The sequence below is a fragment of the Azospirillum sp. UENF 111221 genome (assembly GCF_058780625.1).
In genome coordinates this window covers 430,110-451,564 of sequence record NZ_JBSNCH010000003.1, presented here as the reverse complement: position 1 = coordinate 451,564, position 21,455 = coordinate 430,110, and the positions used below count along the sequence as shown (strand labels likewise).

Here is a 21,455-nt window from a genome sequence, read left to right as displayed (position 1 = left end):
CCTTTCCTTTCGCAAACAGGTCGTTCAGCCGGACTCCAGCATGTCCATCAACGCGCTCATCCGCGACAGCTTGGCCGGATCCGGCGCCGCCGGACGCTCGGCGACATGGGCGGCCAGCGCCCGCAGGGTGGCGTTGCCGAAAACCTGTCCCGGCGACAGGCCGATTCCGAAATCGCGGCGCAGACGGGCGATCAGCTGTACCGCAAGCAGCGAGTGGCCGCCCAGCTCGAAGAAGTCGTCGTCAAGGCCGACGCGCTCCACCCGCAGCAGTTCTTCCCAAAGAGCCGCCAGCCGACACTCCAGATCCGTGACGGGCGGCACATGGGTCCGCTGCCTCGGTTCGGGTTGAGGAAGAGCCCGGCGGTCGAGCTTGCCGCTGGGCGTCAGAGGCAGCCGGTCCAGCCGGACCCAGAGGGTGGGGACCATATGGTCGGGCAGCCGTTCGCCCAGCCGCCGGCGCAACGACGGCCAGAGGGACGGCCAGAGGGCGTCGCCTTGCCGGTCGTCCTGTTCGACGGGAACGATGTAGGCGCAGAGCTGTCCGCCGCCCGGTCCTGCGACGGCGGCGACCGCCGCATTCCGGACCGCCGCATCCGCCTGCAATGCCGCCTCGATCTCGCCGAGTTCGATGCGCAGGCCGCGGATCTTCACCTGCTGGTCGATGCGGCCGAGATACTCGATCACACCGTCCTCGCCGTGACGGGCAAGGTCGCCGCTGCGGTAGAGACGCCCGCCCGGCTCGCCGAAGGGATCGGGGATGAAACGGTCGGCGGTCAGGCCCGGCTGGCGGTGATAGCCGCGCCCGACCCCGATGCCGCCGATGTGCAGTTCGCCCGCCACCCCCGGCGGCACCGGATTGCCGCAGCCGTCCATTATGTAAAGGCGCAGTCCGGGCACCGGCCGGCCGGTCGGGATTTCGGCTGAGATGCCGTCCCAGCGATGGAAAGCGACGACATCCGCGCATTCCGTGGGACCGTAGCTGTTGTGGATGCGCGGTTTCGGCCCATGCCGTCTCTCCAGCCAGGGACGCAGCGCATCGGTGCGGATCGGCTCGCCGCCCAGGATCACGTCGCGCAGGGACTCCAGCTCCCCATTCCGTTCCAGCGCCACCAGCGGCTGGAAAGTGCTGGGGGTGGCATTCAGCGCGGTGATGCCATGCCGGGCGATCCAGTCCAGCAACAGTTGCGGGTCATAGCCTTCGCCTGCCATGTGCAGCTGACCGCCAACCAGGAGCGGTGCGAACAGGTTCTTCTGCGTCAGGTCGAAGGCGTGCGAACTCATCAGCAGTAGGCGGCTGCCGGCATCGAAGCCGACATGGTCGCAATACCAGCGCATCAGGTTAACGAACCCGGCCTGCGTCACCCCGGCCCCCTTGGGCTGGCCGGTGGATCCGGAGGTGTAGATCAGGTAGATCAGGTTGTCGGGTGCGCCGGCCGGCGGCAGATCATCGTCGGCGAACGCCGCCAGACGGTCCCGGTCGGCGTCCAGGCGGACCATCGGCAGACCGGCCGGCCTGGGCATGCCGCCCTGAAGCGTCTCCGAGGTCAGCAGCAGCGCGGCTCCGCCATCGTCCAGCATGTATGCCAGACGCTGCGGCGGGTAGCTGGGATCGAGCGGCAGATAGGTGGCGCCGGCCTTCAGAACCGCAAGAATGGCGACCAGCAGTTCGGGAGAGCGCTCAAGCGCGATGGCGACCCGGTCGTCAGGCCCGATTCCCTCGGCGCGCAGGAGGCGGGCCAGACGGTTGGCGTGGGCGTTCAGCTCACGATAGCTCAGGGTACCGCCCGGATGAACCAGGGCTGTCGCCTCCGGCTTGCGGCGGACCTGGGCTTCGATCAGCTGATGCAGGCGCTGGAGGGAAGGAGGCGGCAAGCCCGGCTCATCCTGTCCGCTCCAGTCCACCAGCACTTGGCGGCGGCGGTTGTCGCCCTCCAGCAGAATCCAATGCCCCGACGAATGCTTCGGCATTCGACGCCAAGCGGTCCAGCAGGGCGCCGAAGAGCCGGGACAGTTCCTCCACCCGGCCGGAGTCCAACTGCTCGCGCCGGTAGCCGAAGGCCAGATCCAGCTTTTCCCCGGCCCGCACCGTCAGGGTCATGGCGTAATGGGTGTCGTCGACGGTCTCGGCGGCTCCAGAATCTGATGGTGTGGTCATTGTGGTTTTTGATGGCCTCGTCGACGGGGTAGTTCTCGAAGACGAGGATGCTGTCGAACAGGGCCCGCGCGCCGCCGCCGGTGCCGAGGCTGGAGCTGGCCCAGCGCTGCACCTCGTGCAGCGGCGTGTGCTCGTGCTCGCGCATCTCCAGGTTCCGCCGCTGCAACTCGCGCAGCCACTCCCCCACCCGCTCATCCGATGGCGGACGCTCCACCACCGGCAGCGTGTTGATGAACAGCCCCAGCGTCTCCTCGACGCCGGCAAGTTCCGCCGGACGGCCCGACACCGTCGCGCCGAACGCCACCGTCTCCTGCCCGCTGTAGCGTTGCAGAAGAAGCGCCCACGCCCCCTGCACCAGCGTGTTCAGCGTCACCCGCTGCGCTTGCGCGAACGCCTGCAACCGCCGCGTCGCACCGCCGTCCAGCCGCAGCCGCACCATGCCGTGCCCCGCCTCGGGATGCCGGCAGGGCAGGCTCGCCGCCAGCAGCGTCGGCGCCTCCAGCCCAGACAGGCGCCCGCGCCAGAAGCGCTCCGACGCCGCCGCATCCTGCCGCCCGAGCCACGCGATGTAGTCGCGGTAGCGGCCCGCCGCGCCACCGACCGCGCCGTCCACCTCCGCCCCCCGGTAGCGGCCCAGCGCCTCCGCCACCAGACGCGCGCTGCTCCAGCCGTCCAGCAGAAGGTGGTGGCTGGTCCAGATCAGGCGATGGCGCACTTGGCCCTGTGGCCCCTGCCCCAGCCGCACCAGAACCACCCGCTGCAACGGCGGACGGCCAAGCTCGAAGCTGCGGGCACGCTCCTCCCGCGCCAAGGCACCCAGAGCCTCCTCCAGGTCGGCGCCGGCGAGGCCGCGGTCGCGCCAGTCCAGCACCGACACCGCATCACCCACCCGCTCCCACACCGCCTGCAACGGGGCGGCAAGCGTGCCGCCCCACAGGAAACTGGTGCGCAGCACGGCATGGCGAGCCGTCACCCAGGCCCAGGCGGCGGCGAAGCGGGTCTCCTCAAGCCCCTCCACCTCGACGGCGAGCTGCGTCACATAGGGGCTTTCGCCCTCCGCATCCCCTTCCAGCGCATGGAACAGCATGCCCTGCTGCATCGGGCTCAGCGGGTAGAGGTCTTCCACCTCGCGCGCCGGCAGCGACAGCGCGTCCAGCTGCCCCTGCGTCAGGCCGGCCAGCGGTACGTCCGACGGCGTCAGCCCGCCGGACGAGGACTCGCAATGCGCGACCAGCGCCCGAAGCTCCTCCCCATAGGCAGCGGCCAGCCCCTCCACCACCGGCGGCGCCAGCACCGCATGGCTGTAGCTCCAGTCGAACACCAGTTCCCCGTCATAGACCCTGCCGTCGATGCTCAGCCAGTTGCCGAGCGGGGCGTCGGCATCGAGACGGGCACCCGCCGGCTCGTTGGCCGGCACGAAGCGGGCGGTGTCGTCGAAGCTGCCGTCGAACTGGCCCAGATAGTTGAAGGTCACCCGCGCCTCGGGCAGGGCCTGCAGCGTTGCCTGCGCCTCCGCATCGCCCAGATGGCGCAGCACGCCATAGCCCAGACCGTTCGACGGAACAGCCCGAAGCTGCTCCTTCACCGCCTTGATCGACGCGCCCAGTTCCCCGCCGGCCCTCTCACCGGGGCGCAGATGCACCGGATAGGCGGTGGTGAACCAGCCGACGCTGCGGCTGAGGTCCAGGCCCGCCACCAGCTCCTCGCGGCCATGCCCCTCCAGTTGCACCAGCGCCGAGGCGTCCACGCTCCACCGGCACAGCACTCGCGCCAAGGCCGTCAGCAGAAGGTCGTTCACCCGCGTCCGGTAGGCCGCCGGCGCCGACGACAGCAGCCGCTTCGTCCAGCCGGCATCCAGCCGCGTCCGCGCAACCGCCGACTTCGCAACCGTCAGCGCCTCGGGAGAAACCGGCTCCGCCACGCCAGGCAGTCCGGCCGGCGCATCCGCCAAGCTGTCGCGCCACCAGGACAGTTCGTCCCGCAGCGCTCTGCTCGCGGCGTGGCGGCGCAGCGCCTTGCCCCAGGACTGGAAGGAGGCGGTCTTGGCCGGCAGCACCACCGCCTCGCCCCGCTCCAGCTGCGTGCAGGCCAGTTGTAGATCCTCCAGCAGCACGCGCCAGGACACGCCGTCCACCACCAGATGGTGGATCGCCAGCAGCAGGCGCTGCTGACCGTCATCGTTACGTTCCACCAGCATTGCGCGCAGCAGCGGGCCATGCGCGAGGTCGAGGCTGCGCTGGGCCTCCTCGCACAGCCGCTCCTGCGCCCCGGCATCGGCGGCGGTGCGCTGCCACAGCATCGGCGGCACCGCCTCGGGCGGCAGGTGCTCGGCACGTCCGTCGCCGGCGAAGACCAGCCGCAAGGCGTCGTGATGGGCCAGCAGCGCCGAGAGCGCCCGCTCCAGCAACGCCGGATCGACCGGCCGGCGCAGCCGCAGCAGCACCGACTGGTTCCAGTGGCTACGGTTGGGGATCGGCTCCTCGAAGAACCAGCGCTGGATCGGCGTCAGCGACAGCGCCCCGCAGACGCTGCCCTGCTCGGCGGCCGGAGTCCCGGCGTCGCTGCGGGCGGCGCGGGCGAGCGCCTCTAGGGTTTGGTGCTCGAAGACGTCGCGCGGGGTGAAGGCGAGGCCGTGGCGGCGGGCGCGGCTGACCAGCTGGATGGAGAGGATGGAGTCCCCGCCCAGCTCGAAGAAGTTGTCGGTGACGCCGACGCTGTCCAGCCGCAGCAGCTCGCACCACAGCGCCGCCAGGGCCCATTCGGCCGCGCTGCGCGGCGGCACTTGGACCGACGACGACACCTCCGGCTCGGGCAGGGCCTTGCGGTCCAGCTTGCCGTTGGGCGTCAGCGGCAAGCGCTCCAGCACCACGAGGTGCGTTGGCACCATGTAGTCCGGCAGCGCCGCCTTCAGCCCGGCACGCAGCCGCTCGACAAGGCCGGCGCCGGCATCATCGCCGCTACCTTCATCGCCAGCGGGCACAACATAGCCGACCAGACGCTTGCCGCCTGCGCCGTCACGGGCGACCACCGCCGCCTCGCGCACGCCCTCCTGCGCCCGCAGCCGTGCCTCCACCTCGCCAAGCTCGATGCGGAAGCCGCGGATCTTCACTTGGTGGTCGATCCGCCCGACATACTCGATCACCCCGTCCCCGCGCTGGCGCACGAGGTCGCCCGTGCGATAGAGCCGCCCGCCGCCGCTGGAGAACGGGTCGGCCACGAATCGCTCCGCCGTCAGGCCGGGGCGGTTCAGATAGCCGCGCGCCAACCCCGCACCGGCGATGTAAAGCTCGCCGACCGCGCCGGCCGGAAGCGGGTTCAGCGAAGCGTCGAGCACCAGCGCCCGGCGCTCGCCGATCGCTTGGCCGATGGGAGCGGTTCCGGCGCGCCGCTCGCTACCGGCCCGCCAGACGAGAGGAGTGATCACCGCCTCGGTCGGCCCGTAAGCGTTGAAGATCCGGCCGGTCCAGCCGGCGAGGCGGCCAGCGAGCGACAAATCCCAGGCCTCGCCGCCCAGAATGCAGGCGCGCAGGCGGTGACCGGGCATGGCGTCGGCAAGGGCCTCGGCATGGCGGGCAAGATAGGCCGGCGCCAAGTCGGCGACGGTGACGCCGTCGCGCAGGATCAGCGCCGCCAGCCGTTCCGGCGTGGAATCCACCATGGCGCCCAGGACGACACCAGCACCCGCCAACAGAGGCACCAGGATCTGTTCGCTCGCCGCATCGAAGCCGAAGGAGGCGAAATGCAGCAGCCGGTCCCCGGCGGTCATCCCATAAGCCCCGGCCGCCGCCAGACAGTGGCGGGCCAGCGCTCCGTGGGAAACCATGACGCCCTTGGGCGTCCCGGTCGACCCGGAGGTGTAGACCAGATAGGCCAAGGCTTCGTCCACCGGCGCCCGGAGAGCGCCCCTCGCGTCCGGCTCATCCCCGCATATCCCGTCGCCACACACCCCGTCGGCGTCCAGCGTGAGACAGGCCGCCCCGGTCGGCATCGAGCCGAGTACACTGTCCTGCGCCAGGATCAGAGCCATGCCGCTATCGGCGATCATGCCCGCCAGCCGGTCATGGGGGAGGCGGGAATCGAGCGGCACATAGCCTCCACCCGCCTTCAGCACAGCCAGAAGTCCGACGACCATTGCTGGCGAAGGTTCGACCGCCAGCCCGATCCGGACATCCGGCCCGACACCCAGCGCACGGAGCCGCCGGGCCAACCGGTCCGAGCGGTCCTTCAAGGCACCGAAGGTCACCGGCCGCCCATCGGCCACCAGAGCGATGGCTTCCGGAGAGTCCGTCGCGCGGGCATCGAACAGCGTCGCGGGCGACGGGGCGGCGCCGGAGGCCGTCTTCGGGGGCACGGTGCCGGCGACATCCATGCTGTCTTTGGCCATGCGGTCGTCGGCCGTCAGGCGGATGGCCGCGACCGGACCGCCCGTCTCTGCGGCGAAGGCTGCGAGAATGCGCCGGTAATCTTCCGCCATCGCGGCGAGCCGCTCCGCCGCATAGCGGTCGGCGGCATAGCGCAGGTCACAACGGATGCGTCCGCAATCGTCCTCCTCGACCTCCAGCGACAGGTCGAACAGGGCGACGCGGAGGCTGCCTGCGAGAGGGCAGATCGTCAGACCGGCGACCCGGTCCAGCGCCGACAGTCGACGGTGCTGATGGTTGAACATCACCTGGAACAGCGGATTGCGGTCGAGCCGGCGTTCCGGTCTCAGGGCGTCCACCAGATGCTCGAAGGGCAAATCCTGGTTGGCCTGGGCGTCGACCGACCGGTCGCGAACCTGCGCCAGCACCTCATGCAGACCGAGCCCGCCATGCAGGTCCGCGCCGATGACCTGACTGTTCACGAACAGGCCGATCAGGCGCTCGGTCTCGGCGCGATGACGCCCGGCGACCGGCACCCCCACCCGCACATCCCCCTGCCCGGTGTGACGGTGAAGCAGAAGCAGGAATGCGGCCAACAGAAGATTGGCGACGGTCGCCCCCGTCTTGCCGGCCACGGCGCGCAGCTGGGCGCCGAGTGCATCGTCGAGGACAAACGGGACGCCCGCCTCCCGCCGGTCGGTGCCCTGCCCTTCGTCGGCAGCACCCTCTCCGTCCCGCGGCAGCATCAGCTCCGGCTGCTCATCGCCCAACAGGGCACGCCAATGGTCGAGCTGCCGCCCCCCTTCGCCGCTGCGCAGGAGCCGGTCCTGCCACAGCGCATGGTCGGCATACTGGATCGGCAGCGGGGGCAACCCGGCGTCCCGCCCCTCCCGCCGGGCGGCATAGAGGGCAGAGAATTCCTCCACCAGCCGGTTCACCGACCAGCCATCGGCGGCGATGTGGTGGAGCGTCAGGAACAGCGCATGCTCGTCCTCCGCCAGCCGCACCAGCCGCAGGCGGACCGGCGGTGCCGCTTCCAGGTCGAAGGGGGTTGCCGCCTCCGCGTCAGCCAGGGCCTGCAGCCGGGTTTCCCGCTCGACAGGGGCCAGGGCCGACAGATCGTTCCAGGCGATGTCCGGGGGAGCGGCGGGATGGATGCGCTGCTCGGCCTCGCCGTCGCACGCCGGGTAGCTGGTCCGCAGCACCTCGTGCCGCGCCAGGATATCGGCGAAGGCGCCGGAAAATGCCTCCCGGTCAAGGGAACCGGTCAGGCTCAGACCGATCGGAATGTGATAGGCCCGGCTATGGCGGTCGAGCTGCCAGAGCACCCACAGCCGCCGCTGGGCATGGGACAGCGGCAGCCGGTCCGGCCGGCGACCGGGCAGGATCGGCAGCCGGGCGAAGGAAATTCCCGTTCCGGCCAAGCGCCGGAGGAACTCCTCCTGCCGGTCGGCGGGCAACGCGTGGAGGCGCCGGGCGATCTGGACAAGCGCGTCCGCCGGCCGCTCCGCCGGGTCATGCTGGACAGGCGTGGTCATTGGGCGGCCTCCGACGGCAAGGCTTCAAAATCGGCTTCGAGATCGGCCAGCAGGGCGTCCATGCGGGCGATCTCCTCCTCCGCGGCGCCGTCCGCCTTCTCCCGGTCGATCCGCGCCGCCAGCTCGGCCAGGGTCGGCGCTTCGAACAGGGTGCGCAGGGCCAGATCCACCGCGAGCCGCTCGCGGAGCTGCGCCGCCACCCGTGCCACCAGCAGCGAGTGGCCGCCGAGCGTGAAGAAGCTGTCGGCGCCGCCGATACGCTCCACCCCGAGGACCGACCGCCAGATCTCCGCCACTGCATGTTCGGTCGCCGTGGATGGCGGAACATGCTCCACCCCGGCATCCGGCGCAGGCTCGGGCAGGGCCTTGCGGTCCAGCTTGCCGTTGGGCGTCAGCGGCAACCGCTCCAACACCACGAGATGCGTTGGCACCATGTAGTCCGGCAGAGCGTGACCAAGGTGCTCCTTCAGCCGCCGTGGCAGCTCCGCAGCCGCATCGGCGGCGACATAGCCGACCAGACGCTTGCCGCCCGCACCGTCGCGGGCGACCACCACCGCATCCCGCACCGCCGGATGGCCGCGCAGCACAGCCTCGATCTCGCCAAGCTCGATCCGCAGGCCGCGGATCTTCACCTGATGGTCGATCCGCCCGACATACTCGATCACCCCGTCCCCGCGCCGCCGCGCCAGATCGCCCGTCCGGTACATCCGGCCGCCGTCGGCCGAGAACGGATCGGCGACGAAGCGTTCCGCCGTCAGGCCGGCCCGCCGGTGATAGCCGCGCGCCAGGCCCGCACCGGCGATGTACAGCTCACCGACCGCACCGGCCGGAAGCGGGTTCAGGCACTCATCCAGCACATGGAGGCGCAGATTGTCGATGGCCACGCCGATCGGCACGCTGCCGCCCGTACCGCCCTCCCCGGCCCGGCAGGTCCAGTGGCTGACGTCGATCGCCGCCTCCGTCGGGCCGTAGAGGTTGTACAGGCCGACCTGCGGCAGCCGGGCGAACAGCCGGTCCTGCAACGCCGCCGGCAGCGCCTCGCCGCTGCACACCACACGGCGCAGACTGGTGCATTGCTCCACCCCCGGCTCCTCCACGAAGGCCTGCAGCATGGAGGGCACGAAGTGCAGCGTGTCGATGCCCTGCTCCCGAATCAGCACCACCAGCCGGGCCGCGTCGCGGTGCTCGCCGGGCGCAGCCACCACCAGATGCGCCCCCACCATCAGCGGCCAGAAGAACTCCCAGACCGAGACGTCGAAGCCGAAGGGCGTCTTCTGCAACACCCGCTCGCCAGGGGAAAGCCGGTAGGCCTTCTGCATCCAGACCAGCCGGTTCAGCAGGGCGCCATGGCTGTTGCAGGCTCCCTTGGGCGTGCCGGTGGAGCCGGAGGTGTAGATCAGGTAGGCGAGGTTCTCCGGCCGCAGCCCGGCCGCGGGCGGCGTGTCCGGCAGTCCCCCGGTGCTCTCGGCGTCGGTGTCCTCGGCGTCGAGCAGCAGCAGGCGGACAGCCTCGGGCAGCGCCTCGCCACCCAGCCGTCCGGCAAGATGGGACTGGGTGAGCAGCAGGGCGATGCCACCGTCCGCCGCCATGGCGGCAAGGCGGGCGGACGGCAGGTCCGGGTCGAGGGGCAGATAGGCGCCGCCCGCCTTCATCACCGCCAGCAGGCCAACGACCAGTTCCAGCGAACGTTCGGCGGCGACGCCGATCACCACCTCCGGGCCGACGCCGAGAGCCCGCAACCGGTGGGCCAGCCGGTTCGCCTGCGCCTCAAGCTCGGCATAGCTCAGCGTCCGCCCGCCGAACGTAACCGCCGGACGGTCGCCATGCAGACGGGCCTGCTCCGCGATCAGATCGGGCACCAGAGGGCCGGCCGGCGGACGGGGGCTGGGCAGCACCTCCGGCCAGTCGGCGGCGTCGAGGATCGGCAGATAGCCCAGCGTGACCGTGGGCGCCTGCGCCACCCCGTGGAGGATACGTTCCAAATGGCTGCGGAATTGCTGGACCGTGTCCTCTTCGAACAGGTCGGTGGCGTAGATCAGGGTGGCACGCAGCGAACCGTCGGCCTGCTCCTCGCTGTGCAGCGACAGGTCGAACTGGGCGGCGTGGTGCAGCCGCGGATGCTCGGCGATGTCCAGGCCGGGCAGGCGGCGCAGCGCGTCGGAGCGCGGACGGCTGTGGCTGGCCATCACCTGGAACAGCGGGTTGCGGTCGAGGCTGCGGTCGGGCTGCAAGGCCTCCACCAGGGCATCGAACGGCAGCTCCTGGTTGGCCTGGGCCGCCAGAACCTCGTCGCGCACCCGCGCCAGGAAGCGGTCGAAGGGCAGACGCCCATCGGGTTCGATGCGCAGGACCTGGGTGTTGGCGAAGAAGCCGATCAGCCCCTCCAGCTCGACCCGGCCGCGGTTGGCGGTCGGCACGCCGATGCGCAGGTCCCGCTGACCGCTGTGCCGGAGCAGCAGGGCGGCGAAGGCGGCGAGCAGGACCATGAACAGGCTCGCCCCCTGCTCCCGCCCGACGGCAGCCATCCCGGCGACCAGCGAGGCGTCCAGCCGGAACTCCACCGCCGCACCGCGATGGCTCTGCATCGGCCGGCGCGGACGGTCGGCCGGAAGGTCGAGCGCCGGCTGCTCGCCCCCCAGGCGCCCCTGCCAATGGTCGAGCTGCCGACGCGCCTCGGCCGACTCCATCCAGCGCTCCTGCCATGCGGCATAGTCCGCATACTGGAGCGGCAGCGGCGGCAATGCAGCCGGCAGACCGGCCGACAACAGCGCATAGGCACGGGCAACCTCGTCCACCAGGACGTTCATCGACCAGCCGTCGGAGATGATGTGATGCATCGCCAGCGAAAGCACGTGCTCGTTCCCGCCGGGCCCGTCCGGCAGACGGAACAGGCGAAGGCGCAGCAACGGCCCCCGTTCCAGGTCGAAGGGGCGGGCTGCCTCGCCGCGCAGCCGGCCATCCAGCAGACCGGCATCCTCCAGCGTCTCGACCGTCCAGTCGACGGCGGCATCGGCTTCGACGACCTGCCGGGGTTCGCCGCCCCGTTCGACGAAGCGGGTGCGCAGGGTTTCGTGCCGCCCGGACACCAGCGCGAAGGCCCGCCGCAGGCTTTCGGGGTCGAGCCGGCCGCGCAGGCGGAGCGCCGTGGCGATGGTATAGGCTGTGCTGGCTGGGTCGAGGCGCCACAGGAACCACAGGCGGCGCTGGGTGGAGGACAAGGGCAGACCATCGCCGCGCGGTACGGTGGGAATCGCCGCAGCCTCCGGTCCGGCCTGTGGCTCCGCCGCCGATGCCGGGGCTGGGACCGGGACCAGCGACAGGACCGGAGCGTTTCCCAGCGGCCGGGCGTCCAGCAGAGCGGCGAGCGCGCGGATGCTCTGGGCCTCGAACAGCTGCTTCGGGGTGAATTTCAGCCCCTGCTTGCGGGCGCGGGCGATCAGCTGGAGGCTGAGGATCGAATCCCCGCCCATGGCGAAGAAGCTGGCACCGACGTCCACCGTCTCGCGCTTCAGCACCTCGGCCCAGATCCGGGCGAGGCGTTGTTCCGTCTCCGTCATCGCCGTTTGCGATGCCGGTTCGGCGGCAGCCGGAACCGGCAGCGCCTTGCGGTCCGGCTTGCCGTTGGCGGTCAGCGGCAGATGGTCCAGCACCAGCCAATGTGCCGGAACCATATGATCCGGGAGCAGACCGGCAGCGGACAGGCGCAGGGCCGCGATATCGGGCTCGCCGGTGGACGGCACGCAGTAGGCGATCAGTTGCCCGGCCGCCGGGCCATGAGCAGCGGTGCCGGCGGTCACCAGCACGTCCGCCAATCCGGGCAGGGATTTGAGGACGCGGGCGACTTCTCCCGGCTCGACGCGATGGCCGCGGATCTTCACCTGATCGTCGAGGCGTCCGACGAACTCCAGCAGCCCGTCCCGGCGCAGGCGGATCCGGTCGCCGGTGCGGTAGAGCCGGTCGCCCGGCCGGCGCGGTTGCGGATCGGGAATGAAGCGGGCCGCCGTCAGCGCCGGCTGGCCGAGATAGCCATCGGCCAAGCTGTCGCCACCGACATAAAGCTCGCCGACGGCTCCGGCGAGCACCGGCTCAAGATCCGGGTCGAGCACGCAGGCACGGACGTTGGCCAGGGGGGAGCCGAGAGGAATGACGGCGGGGACCGCAGCAGGAACCTCGTGGGTGAGCACGCCGACCGTCGTCTCGGTCGGGCCATAATGGTTGAGCACGCGCAGGCCCGGCCGCAGCCGCCGCAACTGCTCCACCAGCCCGCCGTCGCAGGCCTCGCCGCCCAGGACCAGCAGGTCCCGCGGCAGCACGTCGGCGGTGCTGGCGGCGTGAAGCAGGCCGCGCAGATGGCTGGGCACGATCTTCAGCACCCCGGCGGCGCAGCCCGCCATCCAGGCGGCGAAGCGGTCGGGATCGCGCGCGGTGGCGTCGTCGGCCAGATGCAGAGCGCCGCCATGGCAGAGCGCGCCGAACAGCACCGTATGCCCAAGGTCGGCGGCAACGGTCGAGACCATGGCCATCGAGGTGCCCTTCGGCACGGCCAGCCGCTCCAGAACGCCGCGCAGATAGCTGCCGAGCGCACCATGGCTGACGACGACGCCCTTGGGTTCGCCGGTGGAGCCGGAGGTGTAGATGACATAGGCCGGAAGCCCCCCGGCCGGGACCGGGCCATCGAAGCCATCCGGCTGGGATGCGATACGCGGACCGTCGAGGTCGAGGCAGGACAACCCGGTGGCCGCGGCTGCGGCCAGCGTCGCTCCCGCCGCCACGGCGCAGCGGGCGCCGCTCGACAGGGCGAGACGGCGCAACCGCTCCGCCGGCTGGGAGGGATCGAGCGGCACATAGGCGGCGCCGGCCTTCATGACGCCGAGCAGTGCGGCGATCAGGCCGCAGGATCGCTCGAAGCACAACAGGACCCGGTCGCCTGGCCCGATCCCGGCTTCGCGCAGGGCATTCGCCAGCCGGTTCGCCAACCCGTCCAGCGCACGGACGGTGAGCGTCCGGTCGCCGCCGCACACCGCGACGGCCTCCGGATCGGCTTCGACACGGGCGTTCCACAGTTCCAGAACGCCCGGCGCCGGATCGCGCCAGCTGCCGCTTTCGCCGGCCGGTGCCGAACCCGAAGGGCGCAGGCGCCACAGCGGGGCGTCGGGCTGGCGCAGGACGGCGTCCAGCAGACCGCAATAGTCGGTGACCAACCCCTCGACGCTGGCGGCTTCGAACAGGTCGCGGGCATAGGTCATCGAACCGTGCAACTCGTCCGGAGCGTCGGCGATATCCAGTGCCAGGTCGAAATGGGCGCCCAGGAACTCGTTGGGCTCGGGCGCCAGTCGCAGCCCCACCGGTGCCGGCAGGGTGGAGGTGTCGAAGCCGTAGTTGAACTTCACCTGGAACAGCGGGTTGTGGCTCAGGCTGCGTTCGGGCTGGAGCGCCTCGACCAGTTGCTCGAAGGGAAGATCCTGATGGGCCTGGGCCTCCAGCGCGGTATCGCGCAGCCGGGCCAGCAGGGCGCCGAAGCTCTCGCGGCTGTCCAACCGGCTGCGCAGAACCAGGGTGTTGACGAAGAAGCCGACCACCCCTTCCGTCTCGATGCGATTGCGGTTGGCGAAGGGCACGCCGACCCGCAGGTCGGTCTCACCGCTGTGACGCATCAGCAGCAGCTTGAAGGTGGCCAGCAGCAGGACGAAGGGGGTCACGCCGCGGGCCTGGGCCAGCGCCTTCAGGTCGCGGCTGCGCTGCGTGCCGAGCCGGAAGGCCACCGTGCCGCCATGGGCGCCCAGCACCGCCGGCCGGGGCCGGTCGAGCGGCAGCGGCAGCACCGGATGATCGGTGCCGAGCCGGTCGCGCCAGTAGGCGAGCTGCCTGTCGCGCTCCCCGGCTTCCAGCCAGTCGCGCTGCCACTGCGCGTAATCGGCATATTGGATCGGCAGCGACGGCAGGTCCGGCTGCCGGCCAGCCCGCAGGGCGTCGTAGCTGCGGGCGAATTCCGCCAGGAAGCGCTCCACCGACCAGCCATCGGCGACGATGTGGTGCAGGGTGACCAGCAGCAGATGATCCTCCGCCGCCAGCCGCACCAGCGTCAGGCGCATCAGCGGACCGTTGCCGAGATCGAAGGGTGCCAAAGCTTCCGTGCGCGCCAGATCCCGTGCGCGCGCCTCGCGGTCGGCGGGGGAAAGCGCCGAAAGGTCGATGCTGGCGAGCATCGGGGCCATCCGGGGGTGGATGATTTGGACGGGTTGGCCGTCGCGCTCGGCGAAGCTGGTGCGCAGCGCCTCGTGCCGGTCGGTCAGATGGGCGAAGGCCGCCTCCAGCAGGGCGGGGTCGAGCGGGCCGGTCACCCGGATGGCGCCGGGAATATTGTAGGCCGCCCCGCCGGGATCCATCCGCCAGAGGAACCACAGCCGCTGCTGCGCATAGGAGAGCGGCAGCGGCTGCGAACGGTCCGCGTGGGGGATCGGGAACCGGGTATGGATGTCGATGCCTTTGGCAGCCAGAACGGCGGCGAGCGCCCGGCGCTGGCTGCGCGACAGACCGTCGAGCGAGGACGGCAGGGAGGGAGTGGACGGGCTGCTGGTCATCGGGCGATCCCCGTGTTTGCACTGTCTGTTTCGGCACTGCCGATACGGGCGGAATCCGTGGCGGCATCCGCGAGCGCGTTTAGTTCGGCCTCCGACAGGCCTTCGATGGCCTTCAGCGCGGCGGCCAGTTCGTCTTCGATGGCGGATGCGGCGGCGGGCTCGGTGGCGGCGCGCCGCTCCTCCACCCGCCGGGCGAGGCCGCGCAGGCCGGTCGCCTCGAACAGGGTGCGGATATCCAGCGTCACCCCCAGATCGGCGGCGATGCGCGAGGCCACCTGGGTCGCCAGCAGCGAATGGCCCCCCAGCTCGAAGAAGTCGTCGTCCAGGCCGACGCGGGTGACGCCCAGCACCTCGGCCCAGATGGCGGCTAGCGCCTGCTCCACCGGGCTTTCCGGCGGGACATGGGCGGCCGCCGTCACCTGCATGGGCTGGTCGTGGTCGGCCAGCCGGTCGCGGTCCAGCTTGCCGTTGACGGTCAGCGGCAGCCGGTCGACGCGCAACATCTGGGACGGCACCATATGCGCCGGCAGGCTGCCGCGCAGGGCGGACAGCAGACGCGGCGCGAACTGGCGCCGCTGCCGGGCGAGCAGCGGATCACTGCACTGGGCGCGCCATCCATCGCGAACTGCCGGTTCCGGCCCGATGGGGTGACGCTCCAGCCGGGCCGGATCGAAGATTTCCACGTCGAAACGGCCTTCCGCATTGCCGGCACCGTCCGGACCGACATTCCAGCCGACGCGGGCCCGGTAGCCATGCGCCTCGGCAAGCGCCCGGTAGGCGTCGGGATCGGCACCGGCGGGATCCAGCCGGTCGATCCGTTCCCGCAATGCCCCCGCCGCTGGCGAGGAGGCGCCGGACATCGCCGTCCAGGCGGCAAGGTCGCGGGCGAGCCGGCGGTTGGCGATCCCGGCGATCCGCAGGCCGGCGGGCCGCTCCTCCGCCAGTAGGCGGTCGAGACGGGTCAGGTCCTCCCCGGCCTCGCGCCAGCCGCCGGCAGGCCGCAGGTCCTCCCCACCGACATGCAGGACCGCGTCGAAGCGGTAGCGGGTCAACTCGTTGTCGGCCCGGCCGCAACGCAGATCGAGGTCGATGCGGCCGATCTCTGGAATCCGGCCGCGTAGCGCCTGGAAGAAGCCGGGAGCGAACAGCAGCTCGCCATCCTCGGCCATGGCGCGGGCGACGCGGGCACGGAGTTGGGCGGGGCTCGCCTGCGCTTCCGCCCGCCAGAGCGCCACCGACGCATGGAACAGCGGTTGGAGATGCAGCGGTCGCAGGTCACCCAGGACGATGCGCCCGCCCAGCCGCAAGGCCCGCACCGCCCCTTCCAGGACGCGCAGCAGATAGTCGCCGTCGGGGAAATACTGGGCGACGGAGTTGATGACGACGGTGTCGTAGCCACCCTCCTCCATTCCGCTCTCGCCGATCCCGCCGAAATCGGTGGCCTCGCGCCGGCTGAGCCGGATATGGGCCAGCTCCGGCCTTCCCGCCGCCCAGGCACCGAGATCGGCGATGGCCTGTGCCGAAAAGTCGGTCCCGTGATAGACGGCGCAGTGCGGCGCCACCGCCTGGGTCAGCAGACCGACGCCGCAACCGATCTCCAGCAGCCTTTGCGGCTTCAAGGCCAGGATGCGCGCGACGGTGGCATCCAGCCACTCCCGCATCTGCGGCTCGGGGATCGGCCGGTCGTCGTAGCTGTCGTTCCAGCCGGTGAAGCCCGGCCCCGCTGCCGCGTCCGCGCGCGAATAGGTGCCGTCGAACACCGTGCTCCACTGCCCGACCAGATCGCCCCGCTGCTCCTCGGGCCGGTCGCGCAGCGCCTCCTCGTCGGCGACGGCATAGGCGACGAGCCGGCGGTCGGCACCGTCGCCGCGCAGCAGCACAGCGGCATCGGCGACGGCGGGTTGGCGGCGGACCGCCGCCTCGATCTCGCCCGGTTCGATGCGGAAGCCGCGCAACTTGATCTGCTGGTCGGCGCGGCCGAGATACTCAACCCGGCCATCCGGCCAATAGCGCGCCAGATCGCCGCTGCGGTACAGGCGTTCCCCCGGATCGCCGAAGGACGCGCCGAAGGGATCGGCGACGAAGCGCCCGGCGGTCAGGCCGGGTCGGTTCAGATAGGCCCGCGCGAGCCCGGCTCCGCCGACATGGATCTCACCCGCCACGCCGGGCGGGACCGGCTGGAGATGCCGGTCGAGGAAGTACCAGCGCAGGTCGCCGAGCGGCATGCCGACCGGGGCGCCGGCCTCCGGCTGGTCCGTTGCCTGCCCGGACTTCGGCAGGTCGGCCAGGGTCAGCGGACGATGGGTGACGTGGACGGTGGTTTCGGTGATGCCGTACATGTTGACCAGCCGCGGACGGCTGTCGCCGAAATGCTCGAACCAGCCGCGCAGGCTTTCCATCTCCAGCGCCTCACCACCGAACACCACCAGCCGGAGCGACAGGGCATCGCGCGGCGCCGCCAGCGCCACCGGCACCAGTTGCCGGAAGGCGGACGGCGTCTGGTTCAGGATAGTCACTCCCTCGTCCCGCAGCAGGGCGAAGCAGTCGGCCGGCGACCGGCTGGTGTAGTAGGGCACCACCACCAGCCGCCCGCCATGCAGCAGGGCGCCGAAGATTTCCCAGACCGAGAAGTCGAAGGCATAGGAGTGGAACAGCGCCCAGACGTCGCCCCCGTCGAAGCGCAGGTCCGCCGGACAGGACTCGAACAGCCGCAGCACATTGGCATGGGTGATCGCCACGCCCTTCGGCTGGCCGGTCGATCCCGAGGTGTAGATGCAGTAAGCGAGCGATCCGGCCCGGCCCAGGTCCGGCGGCGGACCATCGGGCGGCGGTCCGTCCGGCGCGTCGGGCTCGTCGCCGACGCAGATCGCCCGCACGCCATCGGCAAGCGGCAGCGCATCGCGCAGATGGGCCTGGGTGACGACCAGCCCGATGCCGCTGTCGGCCTGCATGTAAAGCAGCCGGTCTGCGGGATAGGAGGGGTCGAGCGGCAGATAGCCGCCGCCCGCCTTCAGGATGCCGAGCATGCCGACGATCAGGTCGAAGGAGCGGTCGGCCGCCAGCCCGACCAGCCGGTCCGGCCCGACACCGAGCGAGCGCAGCTGCCACGCCAGCCGGTCGCTGCTGCGGTCGAGCTCGCCATAGCTCAGGGTCTGGCCATCGCAGGTCACGGCCGGGGCGTCGGGGTGCCGGTGCGCATGGGCCGCGATGCGGGCATGAAGGCCGGGGGCATCGGCCGGAAGCGGTGCCGGCAGGCGGGCAAGGTTGCGGGCGGGATCGTTCCAGCCGGCGACCAGCGCCGCCGTCTCCGCCTCGTCCATCAGCGGCAGACGGCTGACCGGCAGCGCCGGATCGGCAATGATGCCGCGAAGCAGGGTCAGCCAGTGCCGGGCCATCCGCTCCGCGCTTTCCGGCTCGAACAGGTCGAGACTGTAGGTGAAGAAGGCGCCGAGAGGACCGGCTCCGCCCGGACCGGCCCGCTCGGTGGTGTGCAGGATCAGGTCGAACTGCGTCGCGAGCTGGAGATGCTCGACGGCCTCCACCCGCAGGCCCGGCAACCGGTCGAGGCCGTCCAGCCGCTGCCACTGATGGTCGTAGGCGGCCTGGAACAGCGGATGATGAGCTAGATCGCGCTGCGGTTGCAGTTCTTCGACCAGCCGGTCGAAGGGCAGATCCTGGTTGGCCTGGGCGTCGAGCGCCGCCTCGCCGACACGGCGAAGCAGCGCCTCGAAGGCCGGATCGTCCGACAGGTCGGCGCACAGCACCGCCATGTTGACGAAGAAGCCGATCAGCCTTTCGCTGTCCACGCTGCGCCGGTTGGCCAGCGTGCAGCCGACACGGATGTCGTCCTGGCCGGAATAGCGGTGCAGCAGAGCCGTGTAGCTGGCGAGCAGCAGGGTCGGCAGCGTCACCCCCATCCGCCGTGCCAGCCCGCGCAAGGCCGTGGCGAGCCCGTCGTCGATGGCGCAATGGACCGCCGCCCCGCGCTGGCTACCACCGGCGGAACGCGGTCGGTCGGCGGGCAGGTCCAGCACCGGATGGCGGTCGCCCAGCCGGCCAGCCCAATAGGCAAGCTGGCGAGCGCCCTCACCCGACTCCAGCAGGTCGCGCTGCCATTGGGCGACGTCGGCATACTGGACGGTCAGCGCCGGCAATTCGGGTGCCCTGCCGCCACAGCAGGCGGCATAGGCCTCACCGAACTCGTCGAGCAGGACATTCATCGACCAGCCGTCGGCGATGGCGTGGTGCAGGCTGACCTGCAGATGATGGTCGTCGTCGGCACAGGCGATCAGCTGCACCCGCATCAGCGGGCCTTCTACCAGATCGAAGGGGGCACGGACCTCCTCCTCCAGCAGACGGCGCAACGCATCGTCCCGGTCAGCGTCACCGGAGAGATCGGCGAGGCGGACGGCGACGGGCACCGTCCCGGCAGGGCGGACCACCTGCACCGGCCGACCAGCCTCCTCGCGGAAGACGGTGCGCAGGCTCTCGTGCCGCCCGGCCAGCAGGTCCACCGCCGCCTGGACGGCATCGCGGCGCAGCGGCCCGCGCAGCTGGACCCGCCCGGAAATGGTGTAGCCGCAGTCCCGCGGGTCGAGTTTCCAGTTGAACCACATGCGGGCCTGGGCCGCCGACGGTTCGGCGATGCGCTCCTCCCCGCCCCTCTGGGGAGCCATCGCCTGGATCGTCGCGGGACCCGCCTCGGACAGCCTGGCGGCGAAGTCCGACAGGGTGGGATGACGGAACAGGTCGGCGACGTCGGCCGCCAGTCCGCACCGTTCGCGCAGCCGGGCGACCACCTGCACCACCGACACCGAATTGCCGCCCAGCGCGAAGAAATGGGCGCCGGCATCGGTGACGGCGACGTTCAGCACCTCCGCCCAGACGGCGGCCACCACGCTCTCGCGCTTTGTCAGGGCGCGGGCGGCGGTCTCGGCGGCGGCGACGGGCGCTCCCCGGCGCTGGACGTGGAAAGCCGGCAGTTCACCCGCGTCGAGCAGGGACCGGCAGGCGGAGCGCTGAAGCTTGCCGCTTGAGGTCTTGGGCAGGGCGCCCGGCTCCAGCAGGGCGACCAGCACCGGCGCCTCCTGGCAGGAATCGGCCACCGCGGCGGCGATGGCACCGCACAGTGCCTCCGGCGTCACCAGCTTCAGCACCGTCCGGCCGATCTCGGCGGCGATGCCGATCCCCTCACGGCCATCCTGCTCGACGGCGAAGGCGGCAACCCGCCCCTTGCGGACGACCTCCACCTCCTCCTCGACGCTGCGCTCCAGATCCTGCGGATAGACGTTCTGGCCGCGCACGATCAGCATGTCCTTGAGCCGGCCGGTGACGAACAGCTCGTCCTCCTTCATGAAACCCAGGTCGCCGGTGCGCAGCCAGACCGTGCCGTCGCGCTCGACGAAGCTGCGGGCCGTCGCCTCCGCATTGCGCCAATAGCCGTCGGCGATGCTGGGTCCGCCGGCCCAGATCTCGCCGACCGTCCCCTCGCCGACCTCCGAGCCGCTGGCCGGATCGACCAGCCGCAGGGGATGATCGGGCTGCACGTGGCCGCAGCCGGCCAGCACGGTCGCCGACGCGTCGTCACCCGGAGGCAAGGCCCGGTTGGCGGCCAATGCCGCTCCGTCGAACGGCGCCAGGGTGATGCCCTGCCCGCGCCGGCCGCCGGTGACGAACAGCGTCGCCTCGGCCAGCCCGTAGCAGGCGAAGTAGGACCGGCGGTCGAAACCCGTTGGGGCGAAGCGCTCGGCGAAACGGGCCAGCGTGTCGGGACGGATCGGTTCGGACCCGGAGAAGGCAAGGCGCCAGGACCGCAGGTCCAGCCCATCCAGCGCGGTGTCGGCGATGCGCTCGCAGCACAGGCGGAAGGCGAAATCCGGCCCGCCACTGATGGTGCCGCCATAGCGGCCGATCGCCTCCAGCCAGCGCCGCGGCCGTTCCAGGAAATAGCGCGGCGACATCAGCACGCAGGGAATGCCGGCGTGGATCGGCTGCAGCAGGCCGCCGATCAGGCCCATGTCATGGAACAGCGGCAGCCAGCTGACGATGCAGTCGTCGGGCCCGATGCCGAAACCGCCGCGGATCAGCCGCTCGTTGGCGATCAGGTTGCCATGGCTGACCCGCACCCCCTTGGGCGCGGAGGTCGAGCCGGAGGTGTATTGCAGGAAGGCGATATCGTCGCCTGACAGCGGCGGGATCGACCAGTCGTCGGCAAGCCCGCCGTCCACCCTGTCCACGGCCAGAATTTCGGGCATCTGGTCGCTACCCGTCATGGCCCGGCAAGCCTCAAGCAGCGTGTCGTACAGGACCGAATCCGTCAGGATGAAGCGCGGCTGCGCATCGGCCAGGATGCCCTGGAGCCGGGCCAGATGCTGCGGCCTCACCGATTCAGGCGGATAGGCCGGCACGGCGATGACGCCGGCATAGAGGCAGCCGAAGAAAGCCGCGACATAGTCCGGGCCGCTCGGCAGCAGCAGAATGGCGCGGTCGCCCAGTCCGGCCCGCTCGCGCAGACGGACGGCGATGGCCCGGGCCCGCCGGTCGAGGTCCGCATAGCTGAGCGGATCGTCCGTCCCCTCGGCGATGAAGCGCAGGGCGATGCCGCCGGGCGTCTCCGCGGCCCGCCCGACCAGTGTGCCGACCAGCGTCTCGGCCGACGTCCCGGCGGGCTTGCGCCCGGCTGAGACCGTCGAAAGGGAGGCGGCATCGGAACGGTTGTCCATGGGATCACCTGTGCAGGCAGAAGGGCACGCCCCCGGCCAAGCCATGGGGCGAAACGGTCACGAGGTCGGCAAGGCCGGCGGAAACGCCAGCCGGGAGC

Annotated in this window: 4 protein-coding genes; all 4 read right to left on the bottom strand. The window is 71.1% G+C overall.

Features of this window, described 5'->3' with window-relative positions; translation table 11 throughout:
- Window positions 1-24: 24 nt before the first annotated feature.
- Genes ACWPN3_RS10255 through ACWPN3_RS10240 form a run of 4 tightly spaced genes read right to left on the bottom strand, consistent with a single transcriptional unit; the run spans window position 25 to window position 21,357 of the window.
- Window positions 25-1,872, bottom strand: a complete 1,848-nt coding sequence (locus ACWPN3_RS10255; RefSeq protein WP_492261327.1) for an amino acid adenylation domain-containing protein — start codon at window positions 1,870-1,872, stop codon at window positions 25-27.
- Window positions 1,836-8,054, bottom strand: a complete 6,219-nt coding sequence (locus ACWPN3_RS10250; RefSeq protein WP_492261326.1) for an amino acid adenylation domain-containing protein — start codon at window positions 8,052-8,054, stop codon at window positions 1,836-1,838. Before ACWPN3_RS10250 ends, ACWPN3_RS10255 begins: the two co-directional genes overlap by 37 nt.
- The gene (locus tag ACWPN3_RS10245) at window positions 8,051-14,635 is read right to left on the bottom strand and encodes an amino acid adenylation domain-containing protein (protein ID WP_492261325.1); all 6,585 of its coding nucleotides are present in this window, start codon (window positions 14,633-14,635) and stop codon (window positions 8,051-8,053) included. Before ACWPN3_RS10245 ends, ACWPN3_RS10250 begins: the two co-directional genes overlap by 4 nt.
- Entirely contained in the window at window positions 14,632-21,357 is a 6,726-nt protein-coding gene (locus tag ACWPN3_RS10240; protein WP_492243186.1) for an amino acid adenylation domain-containing protein, read from the bottom strand. The genes ACWPN3_RS10245 and ACWPN3_RS10240 overlap by 4 nt, the downstream gene beginning before the upstream one ends.
- Window positions 21,358-21,455 lie beyond the last annotated feature (98 nt).